The 16,342-nt window shown below is 46.1% G+C and carries 15 protein-coding genes; 1 reads left to right on the top strand and 14 read right to left on the bottom strand.

What is annotated here, in order from left to right; all coding sequences use genetic code 11:
* Window positions 1-141: 141 nt before the first annotated feature.
* From ACFO0S_RS02855 to ACFO0S_RS02840, 4 genes are read right to left on the bottom strand one after another with little or no spacing between them, the layout of a single operon-like run.
* Window positions 142-1,152 carry a FecCD family ABC transporter permease gene (locus tag ACFO0S_RS02855; protein WP_378139967.1) on the bottom strand — a complete coding sequence of 337 codons (1,011 nt, stop codon included), beginning with the start codon at window positions 1,150-1,152 and terminating at the stop codon, window positions 142-144.
* Window positions 1,149-2,159 (bottom strand): FecCD family ABC transporter permease, encoded by a 1,011-nt coding sequence (locus tag ACFO0S_RS02850; RefSeq protein WP_378139964.1) that lies wholly within the window; start codon window positions 2,157-2,159, stop codon window positions 1,149-1,151. Before ACFO0S_RS02850 ends, ACFO0S_RS02855 begins: the two co-directional genes overlap by 4 nt.
* A 1-nt stretch (window position 2,160) precedes the next feature.
* On the bottom strand, window positions 2,161-3,090 hold the full coding sequence (locus ACFO0S_RS02845) for an iron-hydroxamate ABC transporter substrate-binding protein (RefSeq protein WP_378139962.1): 930 nt from the start codon (window positions 3,088-3,090) through the stop codon (window positions 2,161-2,163).
* Between the two features lies 1 nt (window position 3,091).
* Entirely contained in the window at window positions 3,092-3,886 is a 795-nt protein-coding gene (locus tag ACFO0S_RS02840; RefSeq protein ID WP_378139960.1) for an ABC transporter ATP-binding protein, read from the bottom strand.
* Between the two features lie 118 nt (window positions 3,887-4,004).
* On the opposite strand from ACFO0S_RS02840, the gene ACFO0S_RS02835 reads away from it, so the two are divergent.
* Window positions 4,005-5,042: an NAD(P)/FAD-dependent oxidoreductase gene (locus tag ACFO0S_RS02835; protein ID WP_378139957.1), complete on the top strand. Its 1,038-nt coding sequence runs from the start codon at window positions 4,005-4,007 to the stop codon at window positions 5,040-5,042.
* A gap of 34 nt (window positions 5,043-5,076) precedes the next feature.
* On the opposite strand, the gene ACFO0S_RS02830 is transcribed toward ACFO0S_RS02835, so the two are convergent.
* The 10 genes from ACFO0S_RS02830 to ACFO0S_RS02785 form a co-directional block, all read right to left on the bottom strand.
* Window positions 5,077-5,502: a DUF4126 domain-containing protein gene (locus ACFO0S_RS02830; protein WP_378139955.1), complete on the bottom strand. Its 426-nt coding sequence runs from the start codon at window positions 5,500-5,502 to the stop codon at window positions 5,077-5,079.
* A 32-nt stretch (window positions 5,503-5,534) separates the two neighbouring features.
* Window positions 5,535-5,699, bottom strand: a complete 165-nt coding sequence (locus ACFO0S_RS02825; RefSeq protein ID WP_378139953.1) for a hypothetical protein — start codon at window positions 5,697-5,699, stop codon at window positions 5,535-5,537.
* Between the two features lie 205 nt (window positions 5,700-5,904).
* Entirely contained in the window at window positions 5,905-8,367 is a 2,463-nt protein-coding gene (locus tag ACFO0S_RS02820) for a S8 family serine peptidase (protein WP_378139951.1), read from the bottom strand.
* Between the two features lie 18 nt (window positions 8,368-8,385).
* Window positions 8,386-9,813 carry a S8 family serine peptidase gene (locus ACFO0S_RS02815; RefSeq protein WP_378139948.1) on the bottom strand — a complete coding sequence of 476 codons (1,428 nt, stop codon included), beginning with the start codon at window positions 9,811-9,813 and terminating at the stop codon, window positions 8,386-8,388.
* A gap of 159 nt (window positions 9,814-9,972) precedes the next feature.
* The gene (locus tag ACFO0S_RS02810) at window positions 9,973-10,623 is read right to left on the bottom strand and encodes a response regulator (protein WP_378139946.1); all 651 of its coding nucleotides are present in this window, start codon (window positions 10,621-10,623) and stop codon (window positions 9,973-9,975) included.
* Entirely contained in the window at window positions 10,598-12,445 is a 1,848-nt protein-coding gene (locus ACFO0S_RS02805) for a GAF domain-containing sensor histidine kinase (RefSeq protein WP_378139944.1), read from the bottom strand. Before ACFO0S_RS02805 ends, ACFO0S_RS02810 begins: the two co-directional genes overlap by 26 nt.
* A gap of 225 nt (window positions 12,446-12,670) precedes the next feature.
* Complete coding sequence (locus tag ACFO0S_RS02800) at window positions 12,671-12,859, bottom strand: hypothetical protein (protein ID WP_378139942.1); 189 nt, start codon at window positions 12,857-12,859, stop codon at window positions 12,671-12,673.
* 54 nt (window positions 12,860-12,913) lie between these two features.
* Window positions 12,914-14,335: an NAD-dependent succinate-semialdehyde dehydrogenase gene (locus tag ACFO0S_RS02795; protein ID WP_378139940.1), complete on the bottom strand. Its 1,422-nt coding sequence runs from the start codon at window positions 14,333-14,335 to the stop codon at window positions 12,914-12,916.
* A gap of 118 nt (window positions 14,336-14,453) precedes the next feature.
* A complete protein-coding gene (locus ACFO0S_RS02790) occupies window positions 14,454-15,353 on the bottom strand; it encodes a DMT family transporter (protein WP_378139938.1) in 900 nt (299 codons plus the stop codon).
* Between the two features lie 12 nt (window positions 15,354-15,365).
* Window positions 15,366-16,295 carry an AEC family transporter gene (locus ACFO0S_RS02785; protein WP_378139936.1) on the bottom strand — a complete coding sequence of 310 codons (930 nt, stop codon included), beginning with the start codon at window positions 16,293-16,295 and terminating at the stop codon, window positions 15,366-15,368.
* Window positions 16,296-16,342: the final 47 nt, after the last annotated feature.

Raw genomic sequence — 16,342 nt, 5'->3', positions numbered from 1 at the left:
GAAAACGCTTTCTTACATGAATCACCCCTTGAAGATGTCTGACGACAGACAACTATCGGCATCTTATCAAATTTCTCATCACTTGTAAATGAAAGAACTCTCAGTTGCCTTCTCTCTATCTCTCGTTAATGTCCCTTGCTCCTACCTTTTTACCATTAGTAAGTACACGAAATAAGGAGCTCCGATTAGGGCGACAATTACGCCTGCTGGTACGTTTCCGCTGTCTAATACGGTGCGTCCAATTGTGTCCGCAACCAATAAGAATAACCCACCAATCAATAAGCTGATCGGTAAAAATAATTGATGCCGGGGACCTACAAGTTGGCGGGCAATATGAGGAGCCATCAGACCCACAAATGAAATACCTCCTGTGACAGAAACCGCAGAAGCGGCGAGAGCCACAGCAATCACACTAAGTGTCATTCGTTCTCTCTCTATAGGCAAGCCTAAACCAATGGCCACTTGTTCACCAAGGCCTAAAATGTTTAAGCGGTATGCTTTTATTAAAGCAATTGGGACAAGAAGGACAAGCCATGGGAGTAGTGCCCAAATAAATGGCCAGTCCGTCCCCCAAATATCTCCCGCTAACCAGCGCGCAATAAAATCAACTTTTTCTCGGTCAGCAGAAGAGATGAGTAACACCATCAGTCCGGAAAGCGCCATAGAGAATCCGACCCCCACTAATACAAGACGAACAGGCTGGACTCCTAAAATCCGGTCATAGGAGAAAAAATAAATGGCGGCCGCTGTAAGAAAGGCACCTAAAAATGCGATGACGGGGAGTGCGTAGATAAATACTCCCGCTTCAATCGGAAAGAATAAAAAATACACAGCCACAGCCACACCCGCACCTGAATTGATCCCGATAATACCAGGGTCGGCTAAATCGTTCCGTGTGATGCCCTGTAAAAGTGCACCGGATAGAGCAAGTGCCATCCCTGCGAGCAATGTGACAAGAATTCGTGGCAAACGGATATCAAAGAAGACGAACTCTTCTTTAAACGTCCCATTTCCACTTAGGACTGCACCAATCCGGTCGTAAGAAACCGCTGCGTCTCCTAAACCTAGACTAATAAATATCGTCGCTAAAATCGCTGCAGAGAATCCTCCTAAAAACCATTTTTGACGGTTTTGTGCTTTTGTATTCATCATCGGAATGCTCCTCCTCCTTTTCGAACCAAAAATAAGAAGAATGGAAGCCCCATGATAGCTACTACGGATGCCACTGGCGTCTCATACGGTGCATTGATGGTACGAGCGACAGTATCGGCGAAGAGCATAAACATCGCACCAACAACCAAGGACATCGGCAGTACGAACTTATAGTCAGTCCCTACTATCGGCCGGACGAGGTGAGGCACCATGAGTCCGAAGAACGCTAAGTTCCCTACAAGAGCAACGGCAGCTCCTGTCAGCATCACGACGAGGATAAACATAATGATTTTTACGTGGAGGGTTTTTTGTCCAAGTCCGACAGCTACTTCTTCACTTAAGCTGAGAATCGTTAAGTGACGAGAATACAGAATAGCGACAAGTCCACCTAAGACAACAAACGGGACCATAATGCCCACCTGCGTCCACGTTGTTCCAATCATGCCTCCTGCTGTCCACATAGACACTTGTTGAGAAAGTTTAAAATAAATGCCTACTCCTTCTGCGATTGCATATAGAAATGCTGAAATTGCCGCACCGGCTAATACAATGCGAATGGTTGAAAAACCTTCTGGGTGAAACGAACTCAATCCAAAGACGAGCGCAGCTCCAACAGCCGCACCAATGAAACATGCCACCATGACACCGAGATAAGGAAGGGACGGAAAAGCTGCTAACCCGATTGCGAGTGCAGCATTGGCTCCAGCCGTTAGACCTAGTAGGCCTGGGTCCGCAAGCGGGTTGCGTGTCATCCCCTGAATGATAGCTCCAGAAACGCCAAGAGCCGCGCCAACGAGGGCTGCGGCAACTTCCCTAGGGATCCGGATTTCTTGTAAAACAACAGCGGCATCGGTCACGGGACCGATGCCAAATGCCGCTAGGACGTCTTTGATTGTAGTGTTCGCTGCACCCACCGTAATCGCTAGCACAAAAGCAGCGGCTAGCACCACCAGGCTGATGATCATCTTATAACGAAACGGATAGTTTTGTAGCTTCCACTTCCACATATTACTCTCCTAAAAATCCGTCTTTAAATGTGTCTAATTGGAAATCCAAAGTGATTGGATCATTGAAGTAGAATGCCGCGGCATCTACTGTCAGTAAGCGATCCTCTTTCACAGCTGGAATGTTTTTAAATGTTTCTGTTTCTGCAAACGAGTTGTCTGCATCCCCATGACGGCTCCACACGACAAAGTCTGCTGCATATTCCGGTAGAACTTCAGAAGAGAGGGCATAGTAGCCATCACTCAGTGCCATTTCTTTTACTTTATCTGTCATGGTTAGACCCATCGCTTGGTACAAGATTTCTGTACCACGCCCCCAGTTGTCACCGAATACATACAATTGCTTGTCAAAGCTTTCAATTACTGTAACTGTCGTTTCTTCGCCATGTTCTGCTTTAATGTCTTCCCCTATTTGTTTCGCACGTGCATTGAAGTCATCGACCCAAGCTTGGGCTTCTTCTTCTTTATTTAGAAGTTTACCAATTTCGATATGTTGCGTTAAATAATCTACTTTCCCGTAAGTGTATGTCACAACAGGCGCAATTTCACTTAATTTATCGACATTTTTCATGTCTGACAGACCAATGATGAGGTCTGGATCTAATTCAATAATTTTTTCTAAATCTTCATCTGTAACCACTTCTACATCAGCTAGTTTTTCTTCAAAGTTCGGGTTGTTTTTTGCCCACTGATCCACTCCTACAAGCGGTACATCTAGTGCCATGACATTTCCTGCAAATGTCGCTAAGTTAATGACACGTTGTGGATTTGCAGGTACTTCAACGGGACCATTTTCTGACTCATACGTGATGGTTCCTGATTCTTCTGCTTCCGGTTCTTCTGCCGTTCCTGACGATGTGTCGTTGTCTGAACCACAAGCGGCTAGAAATAGTACAGTAGCTAAAACAAGTAAAAATGCATACATTTTCTTCATGTTATTTTTCTCCTCGAATTAAGTTATAGGTAATGCAAATTGGTTTTTGTGTACGGGGATCGATTCCGATCTCAGCATCAATATTAAACAGTTCCCGTAACACGCTTTTCTGTATAACATCCTCTGCCGTTCCAGCCATTTTAATATGCCCGAATTTCATGCCGATGATGTAATCTGCAAAACGAGCTGCATGATTCAAATCATGAAGAACCATGACAATCGTTCGTTTTTCATCCTGATTGAGCTTTTGGAGAAGCTCTAAGATTTCTAGCTGGTGGGCCATATCTAGATACGTGGTCGGCTCATCAAGAAAAATCATATCCGTTTCTTGTGCAAGAGCCATCGCAATCCACACACGTTGACGCTGCCCTCCCGATAATGAATCAACGGGATGCGTTTCGAAGAACTTAGTGCCTGTCACTTCCAGTGCCCAATCAATGATTTCAAAATCACGCTTCGATAGCTTGCCAAAACGTGACTGGTGCGGAAAGCGTCCGTAAGATACCAACTCTTTCACGGTCAAAGCACCTGCACTATCAGGCGTTTGCGGCAGTACAGCAATTTTCCGTGCGAGCGACTTCGTATCTTCTTTCGCAATCAGTTCCCCATCGAGTACAACGGCGCCTTGCTGATGAGGAATGATGCGCGTCATTGCTTTCAGTAGAGTAGATTTCCCACATCCATTCGAACCAATAATGACGGTGACTTTCTCATCAGGAATCTCGACAGAGAGTTTATCGACAATCGTACGGTCTCCATATTTAATTTGTAGATCTTGTGCTTGTAATCGAACCACTCGATACACTCCCGATGATAAAGATTCTCAGTTTCATTTACAAACTTACTTTAATACGTTACAATCGACATGTCAACGAATAAATGATAACTTTTCTCATTTGAATGGAGCGAAAATTATGAGAGACGTATTTGATATAACCATCATTGGAGCCGGCCCTGCCGGACTGTACTCCGCTTTTTATAGTGGCTTGCGCGGACTTAAGACGAAAATTCTTGACGCGCAACAAGTGCTCGGCGGAAAACTCAATGTCTATATGGAAAAAATGGTTTGGGATGTTGGTGGACAGCCTCCGCTCCCAGCTGCCCAACTGATTGAACAGCTTGTGAAACAAGCGAAAACATTTCATCCGACAATCCACTTGAGTACAAAAGTCACTCGGATTGAACGTCTGGAAGACGAAACATTTTGCCTGCACACAGATTCTGGCGAGAAACATTATTCAAAAACGATTGTAATGGCACTCGGAAGCGGTATTTTAAAACCTCAGAAACTTGCGATCGAAGGCGCGGACCGATATGAAGTGTCTAACCTTCATTATGTAGTAAAATCACTTCGACAATTTGAAGGGCGTCATGTGGTCATTTCCGGAGGTGGGAATGCTGCGATCGACTGGGCAAACGAACTAGCTCCTTTGGCAGCCTCTGTAACAGTTGTCTACCGCAAAGAAGCCTTCACGGGTGCTCATGAAGCGCAGATCGAGCAATTACTGAATAGTGGTGTTAAGTGCCTCTTCAATACAACCATCTGCAAATTGATTGCCGACGCGGAAGGTCAAGCCATTGACCGTGTGGAAGTGAAGGATGAACTAACAGGAGACAAATCGGAACTAACTGTGGACGAAGTAATCATCAATCACGGCTACGAAATCGATGCGGACTTGCTGCAAAATAGCTCGTTTGATTTTGAACTCGATGAATACTCTCGTGTGATTGGTTCGGATGCAAGTGAGACGTCTGTTCCTGGAATTTTTGCTGCAGGAGACATCTTGATCCACAGCAGCAAGGTGAATTTGATTGCCGGATGCTTCCATGATGCGGCGAATGCCGTCAACCGAGCAAAGCTGTATATAGAACCAACGGCTGAGAAAGTGGCAATGGTTTCTTCACACAACGAAATCTTTAAAGAGAAAAATAAAGAACTTTTATATAGCTAAAAGGACGGCCGAGGTGGCCGTCCTTTTTTGTGGTCTAGCTATACGCTGCTCGTCGTTTTTTGCGCATTCGCCAAATAAGAAAGGAAGCGACGAGGACGAGGAGGATCCCGAGAAAGGGTATGAAAATCGAAATGACTGAAACAGACACTGCAGTGACATCTTCCACCACAGACAGAGCAGGGTTCGCTATACCTGTTGTCGTCGCTGTGCTTGCCACACGCGCTGTTCCGCTCGCCGCATTCGTAAGAGTGGCCGCTCCGCCTCCCGCAATAATCGCTACCGCCCACGTGACTAACGGGTTGCTATCCATTAAAAATGAGGCGGTCAAGAGGACACCTGCTACCGCTGCAGCCGGAGCTGCATGCACGGATAAAAAGTTATCAATAACCGGTAAGTAATAAGCGCCGACCTCCACGACAGTGGCGACACCAAACGCAATCAGCGCAGGGAGTGTTCCCATCCAGTCAAATGTAGCAGACAGGTTGACCCAATCTAAGTAAGAGGTGGGTTCACGACACGGTCGGACCCTGGGTTCGGGGGTGGGTCGCCGGGTAGGAACGCGGGTGGGTTCACGACACGGTCGGACCCTGGGTTCACGACACGGTCGGACCCTGGGTTCGGGGGTGGGTCGCCGAGTAGGAACGCGGGTGGGTTCACGACACGGTCGGACCCTGGGTTCGGGGGTGGGTCGCCGAGTAGGAACGCGGGTGGGTTCACGACACGGTCGGACCCTGGGTTCGGGGGTGGGTCGCCGGGTAGGAACGCGGGTGGGTTCACGACACGGTCGGACCCTGGGTTCGGGGGTGTGGAGTTCACCAAAAAGCTACCCGCCAATCGACGGGTAGCTTCTCGTGGTCCCTATTTACTTGAGAAATGCGTTGTAATAACGAACTTTTGCGACAGCATATTCCCCGCGTGTAACCGTAGCTGATGGTGAGAATGAAACTTTCACCGTAGGCTGAAGTGCATATGGATCTTGTTTACTTGAAAAATAAGCATGTACAATATTCAGATCAAGTGCGACTTGCACATATCCTTTAAGATTTTCAGGAATTTGTTCTGCATCTTCAATTGGGAGTCGTTCATCTTTGTACTGCACTGTAACAGTTCCAGTAAATTTCTCTGCTTGTTGTTGTAGACCTAATGCCTGGACTAAAGAGTAGGCAAGTTCTGCTCGTGTAACGGCAGACTTAGGTGCGAACTTCCCTGCAGACGCCGCAACCATGACACCTTTTTGATAGTGCGATGGGTCACGTAGTGCGGATCCTTTTGCCGTCACCGCTTCGATAAAGCTTCCATCCTTAACTTTAACATCTGAAAAGCTGCTCGTTCCGGATATAGGCAGCGCTTGTTTGATCCCCGCTCCCATGACCAAATAGCGTGCCATATCTTTTCGAAGCAATGGACTGTCAGGATTAAATTTCCCCGATGACAGACCATCAAACAATCGTTCCTGGACGCCTAATTGAATAGCCCCAGCCGCCGGATGATTAGCAATATCTGATAATCCTGTGTAACCGCCCACTTTTAAGAACGACAACTTTCCTTGAACGGTTTCAGGCAAAGCAACTCCAACAGGATTGGCATCCGAACCTCTTAATCCTCGGATTTCCGCTTTCCATGTTCCTGCCTTTGGTGAAGAAACAGTAACAGTCCGGTCAAAAGTAGTAGGAAAAAGCAAGCTGATTCCTGAACTGTATTCCGTACCATCTGGAGCAATCAAGATTAAATTAATCGGATTCCCTGTCTCTTTTAAAATCCCTTGCGCGTTCACTTTTGCAGATAACGTGCTGATCCCTTGCTCTACTGTAAACGTTGTCGTGTTGTCTGATGTTACTTTTGTCGGGTCGTAGACAACGGAGAAATCATCGTATTCCGTGTTCGCTTCTACATGACTGGCAAATGTCTGGTTGCTGTTCAATGTAGAACCAAACTCTTTTCCGTTAAACACGGTATCTAGAGCAGCATAGGCATTGACGTACCCTGCCCCCACTTCCCATGTTTCGTAACCTGGCATATTCGTCGACGTCGACACGAGAATATCTTTAATTTCTTGCGGCGACAATGTTGGATCTGCTTCTAGTAGTAATGCCACGATTCCAGCTACTAGTGGTGTTGCCATCGATGTACCGCTCATCGTTGTATAGTAAGGCAGATGAGCCGGATCGAGCGAGCTGACATCTTGGTCGATCCCAAGTGTACCTACAGGCGAGATGACACGAGTAGATACAATGTCTACACCTGGTGCTGTAACCGTTGGTTCATCTTTCCATGACCACTCCTGACCGTTCATCGTGAACGTTCCTCCGACACCGTTTGTCCCGCGAGAAGAAAAGTCCGCAAGCGTTCCATCCTTCACTCCAGCCGCTACAGAGATGACCCATGGCGCTTTAGCATAAGGATTATGCGTATTTTCTCCCGGACCTTCATTACCTGCCGCAAACAACACAGTGATTCCACGGTCATATGCGGCTTTACTTGCCAAGTTGATTGGATGCTCCGGTTCAAAACCTCCACTTGAACCCCATGAGTTGGTGATGACACGAATGCCATAACGTGTTTGATTTGTGATAGCGTAGTCAAAGCCTCCAATTCCATCTAAGACAAATAGTGCTGCGCCAGAACCATACCCGATAAGATCGGCTCCTGGTGCGGCTCCTTCATATTTTCCTGAAGACATGGCACCTGTTCCACCGACAGTTCCTGCCACGTGCGTCCCGTGTCCAGAGTTTGTATCTGTATTCACTACATTCTCTACGTAAGAAACGGGAAGTAGTGTAGGTTCTAGAGCATTTAAGTTCAATGAACCCATGACATTTTGTACAAGATTTCGGCCAAACTCATGATCTTTATGAGTGCCATCTACCCCACTGTCATTCACTACGACGCCGACGCCAGCGCCTGATACAGGGAATCCGCCGTTCATTTCTTTAAACTTTGAATCCGTCATCGCTTTATCTACGCCTGTGATAGCTGTAGCATCTGCATTGAAATACGTAAGTTCTTCGTTTAAGAAAATGGAACGTACTTCCGGCATTTGGGCTAGACGTTCGACTGCTTGTTGAGAAGCAAGCACACCGACCATCGGTAAACTCTTCAGACTCATCCCTGTCGACACACCCGCCTCTTCCAATAGGTCAAGGTGCGTTGGCTGTACCGGGCCTTCTCCGTGGAATGTGACAATTACTTCAGCTACATTGGAAGTTACCAATGCTTCAAAAATTTCTTCATCGACGACGGGAAGTGTCTCCGCAGACACCTGGCCTCCCGTACCTAGAGGAAAAGCAAGGACAAAGGCAATCAAAATTATCCATAAACGTTTCATTATATTCTCCTCTCAAATTTAATTTGATTTTGAGTTCATCACGTGTTTCACTGCGCGATATGCATCTACGTAACCTGCACCGGCCTCCCACTTTTCATAACCTTCCATCGGCTTGGCTGTAGTTTCAAGAATTTCTTTGATTTCAACTCCTGTCAATGTGGGGTCTGCCTCTAACATTAAAGCTACGATCCCTGCTACATGAGGTGCCGCCATAGAGGTGCCACTCATCGTTGTATAATAAGGGACATGCGCCGGGTCAATTTCGGTTGCATCCGAACTCGCACCTAGTAAAGGAAGAGGTGAGATGACGCGAGTAGATACAATTTTAGATCCAGGCGCCGTTACTGTCGGACGGTCTTCCCAGTTCCATGTCTCTCCGTCGACCGTTACTGTACCACCAACACTTGCTTGACCTCGAGAAGAAAAGTTAGCGAGCTGATAGGATTTGTCCCCTGCTGCTACAGTAATAACCCAAGGTGCTTTTTTATAGTTTCCTGAAATCGTGGCTGCGGCAGGACCTGAATTTCCAGCTGAAAAAACGGTAATAATGCCACGGTCATATAGTTTTTTGGTTGCCACATTAATCGGATCTGTTGGATCAAACGCTTTCCCCGCTTGACTCGTATCTCCCCATGAATTGGTAATGACACGAATGTTGTACTCGCGTTGATGGGTAAGTGCATAGTCAAAGCCACCAAGTGTATCTAGCATTGCAATCCCTGCACCAGACCCATAGCCGATCAACTTAGCCCCAGGTGCAGCTCCTTCATACTTTCCAGATGACATGGCACCCGTTCCCCCTACAATTCCTGCTACATGAGTCCCATGACCCGAATTGGAATCTGTATTTGGAACGTTGTCCACATATGAAATCGGTAGCAATTCTGAAACAGCATGTAAGTTCGTTGAACCTAGAACGTTTTGCACGAGGTGATCGCCAAATGCATGATCTTTATGAGTTCCATCTATTCCACTGTCATTGATGACCACTCCAATCCCCTTCCCAGTAATAGGAAAACCGCCATTAGCTTTTGTGAGTGCAGCGTCAGTTCGAAGAGCATCCACACCTGTCATGTGAGTGGCATCCGCCGTTTCGTAGGCCAGTGCCCGATTTTCATAAATGGATTCAACATCGGGATGTTTCGCCAATTGGTTCACCAGGTCTGCAGAAGCAACAAGGCCTGTCATCGGTAAACTTTTCAAGTGAACGCCTGTATCAACACCCAGTTCTTGCAAAATTGCTGAGCGGTCATGTAGTGCTTCGTCTTCAAACGTGACGATGACCTCTGCAATAGAAGCTCCTTTTGCAAATGTTTCCTTCAGTTCGGGATCTATGACTGCTCCTTGATGGCTGCCTGATCCTACGTTCACTTCTGCCGAAACAGTTGCAGTTAGAAGCATAGATGTAGCGAGTAAAGCAGAAATGATTCCATTACGTCGTTTCATACACTATCTCCTCTCCGTTTTATTTATCATCACATATATTTATAATTCCGACTATTCTGCATTCGTTGTAGATTTTTGTCATTTAGGTCCTAGTCCATCTACTACTTTCGTAGTAAATAAAAAATTCTGCTATACATATACGTATAGCAGACGGGTGTGTCAGCGTTGATCGGGAAATGGAACGAGGCCGTTTTGCACCGCGTGGATCACGACTTGGGAGCGACTTTTGACATTCAATTTTTTGAAAATATTGCTGACATGGATTTTTACTGTCTTTTCACTGACAAACAATCGTTCTCCAATTTCTTTGTTCGTCAATCCTTCCACCAAACAGATCAACACGTCACGCTCACGCCCTGTCAACTTGTTCTCTGTTTTTTCCTCTCTCAACTGTTGATGATGATAGTTCATCAACTTTTTAGTTAGCGAAGGATGAATGACCGATTCACCCGTATGCACAGTTCGGATTGCATCAATCACATGATTAGACGGGGCATCTTTCAATAAATACCCATCGGCCCCTTCTTTGATGGCAGCCATCAAGTACTCTTCATGGCTGTGCATAGTAAGAATCAATACTTTGACATGGGAATCAATCTGTTTGATTGCTTTCGTCACTTCGATGCCGTTCATCCCGGGCATATTGATATCTGTGAGCACCACATCCGGTTTTAATGTTGTCACCAAGCTCATGGCCAGATTTCCTGACTCCGCCTCTCCTATCACTTGAATGTCTTGTTCAGATTCAAGTATGGTCTTCAATCCGTCGCGCAACACCGCATGGTCATCTACTATAATCAAACGTATCATCGATTATGGCCTCCTCTGGAACATCTGAAACGGTAAGTGTAATATCTGTGCCTTCTCCCGGTTCACTGTTGATATGAAGCGTGGCACCCATTTTTTCTGCAGACTGGTGTAACTGAAGAATCCCGAAATGGGACAGTTTTCTCTTCTCCACCAATGCTTCGTATAATGAGAACCCTTTTCCGTCGTCTGTAATCCTCAGAACCACTTGCTGATCTTGATAATCAAGGGATACAGAAATTGTTTTGGCCTGGGCATGCTTTTTCACATTTTGCAGACCTTCATGAAAGATGGCATACATTTCTTTTTCCAATTCTGCGGGTAGCTCTCTCTCATGACCTTTGACGTCAAACGTCAGATCAAATGGCTCTTCTGAACGGATGGCATCAAGTTTGGCAGCAACAGCACCCGTGAGTCCGACCCGCTCTGTAGGGTCAGGGCGAAGGGCATAAATGGATTCACGGACGTTTTTTAGCCCTTGACGCAGCTGGATGATACTCGTATCAATCAAAGACGAAGTAATTTCAGGCTGTGTGTGCATACGGCGCTCTGCCGTCTCCAACTTCATCACGACACCTGCTAGCGTTTGAGCAATCCCGTCATGGATATCTCGCGCAATCCTATTACGTTCTTCCAGTAACACTCGTTTTTCTTTTTCTTTGACGAGCTGACTTGATTTTAGTGCGATAGCCAATTGATTGGTCAACGTGGCAATGGATTGAACATCTTCATCGGTAAAGCTGTTGGACCGATTACGCCCGACCATCAATAGACCCAGCACTTCATCTTCTACACAAAGTGGAAAATAGGCATGGTTCCGCAAATCCGGGGGAAGTAGGTCTGTTTTGACAACATTCGTCGCTCTCGTATCTCGAATAATAAGATGTTCTTGCTTACTTAGCATGGCGTTTACAGCCGGGTCCGTGTCGATTGCTTCTGGCTCATCAACTGCCTGAGAAAGCTGAACCTTCCACTGTTTGCCTTCTTTGATCAGTAACATAAAACTATCTGCCTGGATAAAATCTTGAAATGGTTTTTTCAATTGCGTTAATTGGAATTTGCCCGGAACCAGTTGATTGAGTTGAGAAGTAATACGAAACAGCGCCTTCATTCTTCTCTTCTCGGCACCGAGACGTACGATGACTGAGCTTAGCAGCGCGAATCCAACTAAAGGCGAGAAAAAGAAAAAGTAGGCGATAACATCCACGTCGCCTCTATTCTGGCTTCCTAAGACATATAGCATCCCTCCATAGATGAGGGAGATGAAGATGGCACTCAACTCCGTCAATGTTTTTGACACCCAAGCCTGGACCGTGTAGGGTTGCGGGCGAAGCACCAAGACGATATCGACAATTAGGTTATTGATGATAAAAAAGACAACCTGCATCAAGGTAAATTGTACAATGCCTTGACCTGCATCCGACATGGAAAGTGATTGGATCCAGCCGTCGAGCCATCTGAGACACTGCATCGAAACAAACAAACTGATGGTCAATTGAGCCGGGTTGAACAACACAATTCGTAGAGGCCTATGTTGCACTATATTAACGAAACACACGGCAATCGCATACATAACGGCCGTAACTGTAAAATCGAATAGTAAAAAGCTTACATACAGGATAGGAAAGGAAATGGCAGTAAACCCTCTCCAAACCGGCATAGGATAATACTCACTCACAACGAGCAGAGCAAATAGAAGTGTGAGAATCCACAGATTACTAATAGGTTTTAACTGAAAGATAGACCAAAAGAGAATACACCCACCGAACAATGTGATGCTCGACATATAATAAGTTGCCCATTTTTCACGTAGCTCTGCGGCCATTTCAAATTCCACTCCTCGCCCGTTGGTATGGTCCTATTGTAACGCAATTTATCATTTGGCGGACACTATACTTTTTCATTATTTAAACAATTTACCGTATTACAACTTTACTACAGCCGCATATGGATAAATAGAATGGACCGGGCTCCGCCGCTGAACGGACCCTCCCCTCAATCGCGTCCCAAAAAAAAACACCACAACCCGGAAAGGTTGTGATGCTCCTCATTAGCTACCCATTTTACGGCGCGTCGTACTTACTTTCTTGCCTGCTTGTTGGGATTGTAGCTTTTTTCCGCCAGCGTCAACGGAGTGGTTCGCTTGGCCTTGTTGTTGCTTATTTTTCTTCGCTTCGAGCTGTGCAGCGACAGCTTCTTTTAATGACATCTTTTTTGGTTGTTCTGACACTCTTTCCATCCCCTTCCGTTCTTGTAAACTGAACGTATCACGGGCGACTACACGATGTCAAAGCTATTCGGCAAGATCGAGTGAAATATATTTTACTTCAAGGAACTCATCCATGCCGTAATGACCACCTTCACGTCCGATTCCACTCTGCTTAAATCCGCCAAACGGAGCTTGTGCAGACGAAGGAACGCCATCGTTAAGACCGACAATACCGTATTCGAGTTGTTCGGCAATGTAAATGCCCGTATTGATAGAAGACGTGTAGACATACGCAGCTAGACCAAAGTCCGTGTCGTTCGCGCGCTCAATCGCCTCGTCTACTGTTTTAAACGTAGCAATCGGTAATAGTGGTCCAAATGTCTCGTCATTCATGCAGAGCATATCGTCCGTTGCATTCATTAAGACCGTCGGCTGATAGAAGAGACCTTCTTTTGATTCTCCACCAGTTAACACGTTGGCTCCTTTATCTTTCGCATCTTGGACGTGCTTCTTCACTTTTTCTACAGCGTCTTCGTTAATCAGTGGTCCAATTTTCACGCCTTCTTCTAACCCATTACCGACTTTTAACTCCTTTGATTTTTCCGCTATCGCCTGCGCAAACTTATCAGCAATCTTTTCATGGACATAGAGACGGTTGATACATACACAAGTTTGCCCGGCATTGCGGTACTTCGCAGCTATGACTTGTTCCACTGCTTTATCGAAATTCGCATCATCCATGACGATTGCTGGTGCGTGACCACCTAGTTCAAGGGATACTTTCTTCACGGTTTTCGCAGAACCCTTCATCAATTCTTTCCCGACTTCTGTTGAACCGGTGAACGTCAGCTTGCGGACACGCATGTCTTGCAGCCACTCTTGGCCAATTTCTTTCGAATCTCCTGTTACTACGTTCACAACCCCGTCAGGAATACCTGCTTCCTTCGCAAGCTGCACCATACGAATCGCTGTCAGTGGCGTAAGGTTGGCAGGCTTAATCACAACGGTACACCCACTGGCTATTGCCGGTCCGACTTTTCGTGTAATCATCGCAGCTGGGAAGTTCCAAGGTGTGATGGCTGCAACGACGCCTACTGGTTGTTTATGCACAAAGATGCGCTTGTTAGCGACAGTTGCTGGAATCATCTCTCCGTAGATGCGTTTGCCTTCTTCCGCGTACCATTTAAAGAAACTGTTCGCGTAAACAACTTCTCCTTTTGCTTCTTCAAACGGCTTTCCTTGTTCACGGGTCATCAGTTCACCAATTTCATCCGCGTGCTCGTCAATCAGTGTCGACCATGCCATTAACTTTTCTGAGCGTTCATAAGCAGAGAGTTTCGACCATGTCTTAAATGCTTCAAAAGCAGCATCAGTTGCTTGGCGTGCTTCTGCCTTACCACCTTTCGGAACCGTGCCAACGAGATCTCCTGTCGCCGGATTGGTAACATCCAATTGTTCCAAGTCTTGCCCGACTTCTTGTCCATTGATGATGATTGAATAGTTCATGCTTCCACTCCTTTTTTCTTGTCCATCTTCTCTGTTTACCACCACGTAAATCACACTAAACGTTGTCCTACACGGCTTGACAGGATATCAAGTTAAAAAAGACTGCAGTCGCGTGGTCTTAAGAAGTTCGAATTTGTTTGGGTTTTTGTCGCATCTGTTCCAGCAGGAATAAAAATACACCGAGAAGAACAATCACACCCCCGACAAGCTGCCAGCCCGTCAAACGTTCGCCCAATAGCCAAACTGCGAGTAAGGTGGCACCTAGAGGTTCTCCCAGAATACTCATAGAAATTGTTGTCGCATTTACATATTTTAATAACCAATTGTTGATCATATGCGAAATGGTAGGAACGATGGCAAGCAGCAGGAAAATGCCCCAGTCCTGACCGGAATAGCCTGTAAACGGTACGCCTGCGACTACGTTGTACACGATAAGTGCAAGTCCTGCAAACCCAAATACAGAAAAACTATAGATCCAGTGTGATACTTTCTTTACGGCACTCTGGCCAATCAGTAAATATCCAACGACAGCTATAACACTGAGGAACGATAAAATATCGCCAAGAATCGCCGCTTTACTTAAACCGAAATCACCCCATCCAATCATGATCGCTCCAACAACAGCGACAAACATCGTTAGGAGTGCTGCACGAGTGGTCCGCTCACGAAAGACAATGAAGCCACCGATAAGCGAAACAATGGGCTGCAGGGCAAGGATGATAGTTGAGCTTGCGACAGTCGTTAATTTCAACGAGCCAAACCATAAGGCAAAATGTAGAGCTAAGAATACGCCGGAAAAGGCAAGAAGTCCCCACTCACGCGACGTCACATGGCGAAATTCAGCACGTCGCATCCAGACGATCGGTAGTAAAAACAAGGTTGCGAGAACCATACGGTACATACTGAGAACTGTCGCCGGTGCGTCTGACCATTTGACGAAGATCGCTGCAAATGAAATCGCGACAATGGAAATAAAGAGTGGCAGAATAATCTTAGGTGATGAAGACTCTTGAGACAAACAACACACGTCCTATCTAAATAAAATAGTCGAAATATAAATAACCACAGTGACTGTGAAGGCACTGACAATAGTTGAAAATAATACGGTACGAGCAGCTGTATCGGCATCCACATCGTATTCTAGGGCCAAACTTACACTGTTACGTGATGTAGGAAAGGCACTGGCGATAAGTAATGACTGCGCCACGATGCCATCGAGCCCGAGCAGCAGAATAAGTAAAAACGCGAGGACAGGTCCAAACACCAGCCTGAACAGACTGCTGAGGAGCACCGTTCGATTGAACAAAGAACGAACCGCTATCGTCGACAACTGTGCGCCGAGTGTAATCAGCGCCACTGCGACAAACCCTCCCGCTACATAATCTATCGGGATGCGTAAAGGCACGGGGATAGGGACCGATAAATAGTTCATGACCGCTCCCAACACGAGTGCCACCACAATCGGCATTCGAATCAGTTCTTTGACGATGGCCATTCCGGATTTGGCCGTAGAAATTAAATTATAGAGACCATATGTATAGGTTGTGATATTTTGAAAAATCACCATGATGACTTGGATGGCCACACCTATTGGGGCACTCGCGTATAATAGCTGAGCCACCGGCAGACCGTAATTTCCAGAATTGATCAACACGATACTATTTTTAAAGACCGCAGCTTCCGTTCGAGGAAGCTTTAACAGACGTGCCCCAAGTTCGCCAAGTGCGATTTGCGAGAGGATAAACAACACAACAAATCCTACCACTTGAGTCAGAACTGGCCAGGAGATTTCTGTTTCATATAGGTTGATAAACACTGCTGCCGGCATAAAACAATAGGTTACGAGTTGTGACAGGGCTTTGACACGAAACGCAAACTTCTTTTGAAGGATTGCGCCTAGACCCAGTAAAATCAAAATGGGTAGGATGATTTGAAGAAATAATAATGCAAAATAGTTCAATTCCACACCCCCTTTCTTCATACTATCCCTCTTTGACCTCTGTGCCA

The organism is Chryseomicrobium palamuruense (assembly GCF_042649045.1).
Lineage (GTDB): Bacteria > Bacillota > Bacilli > Bacillales_A > Planococcaceae > Chryseomicrobium > Chryseomicrobium palamuruense.
Note: the sequence above shows the minus strand (reverse complement) of the source record. Positions and strands in the feature narration are given on the sequence as shown.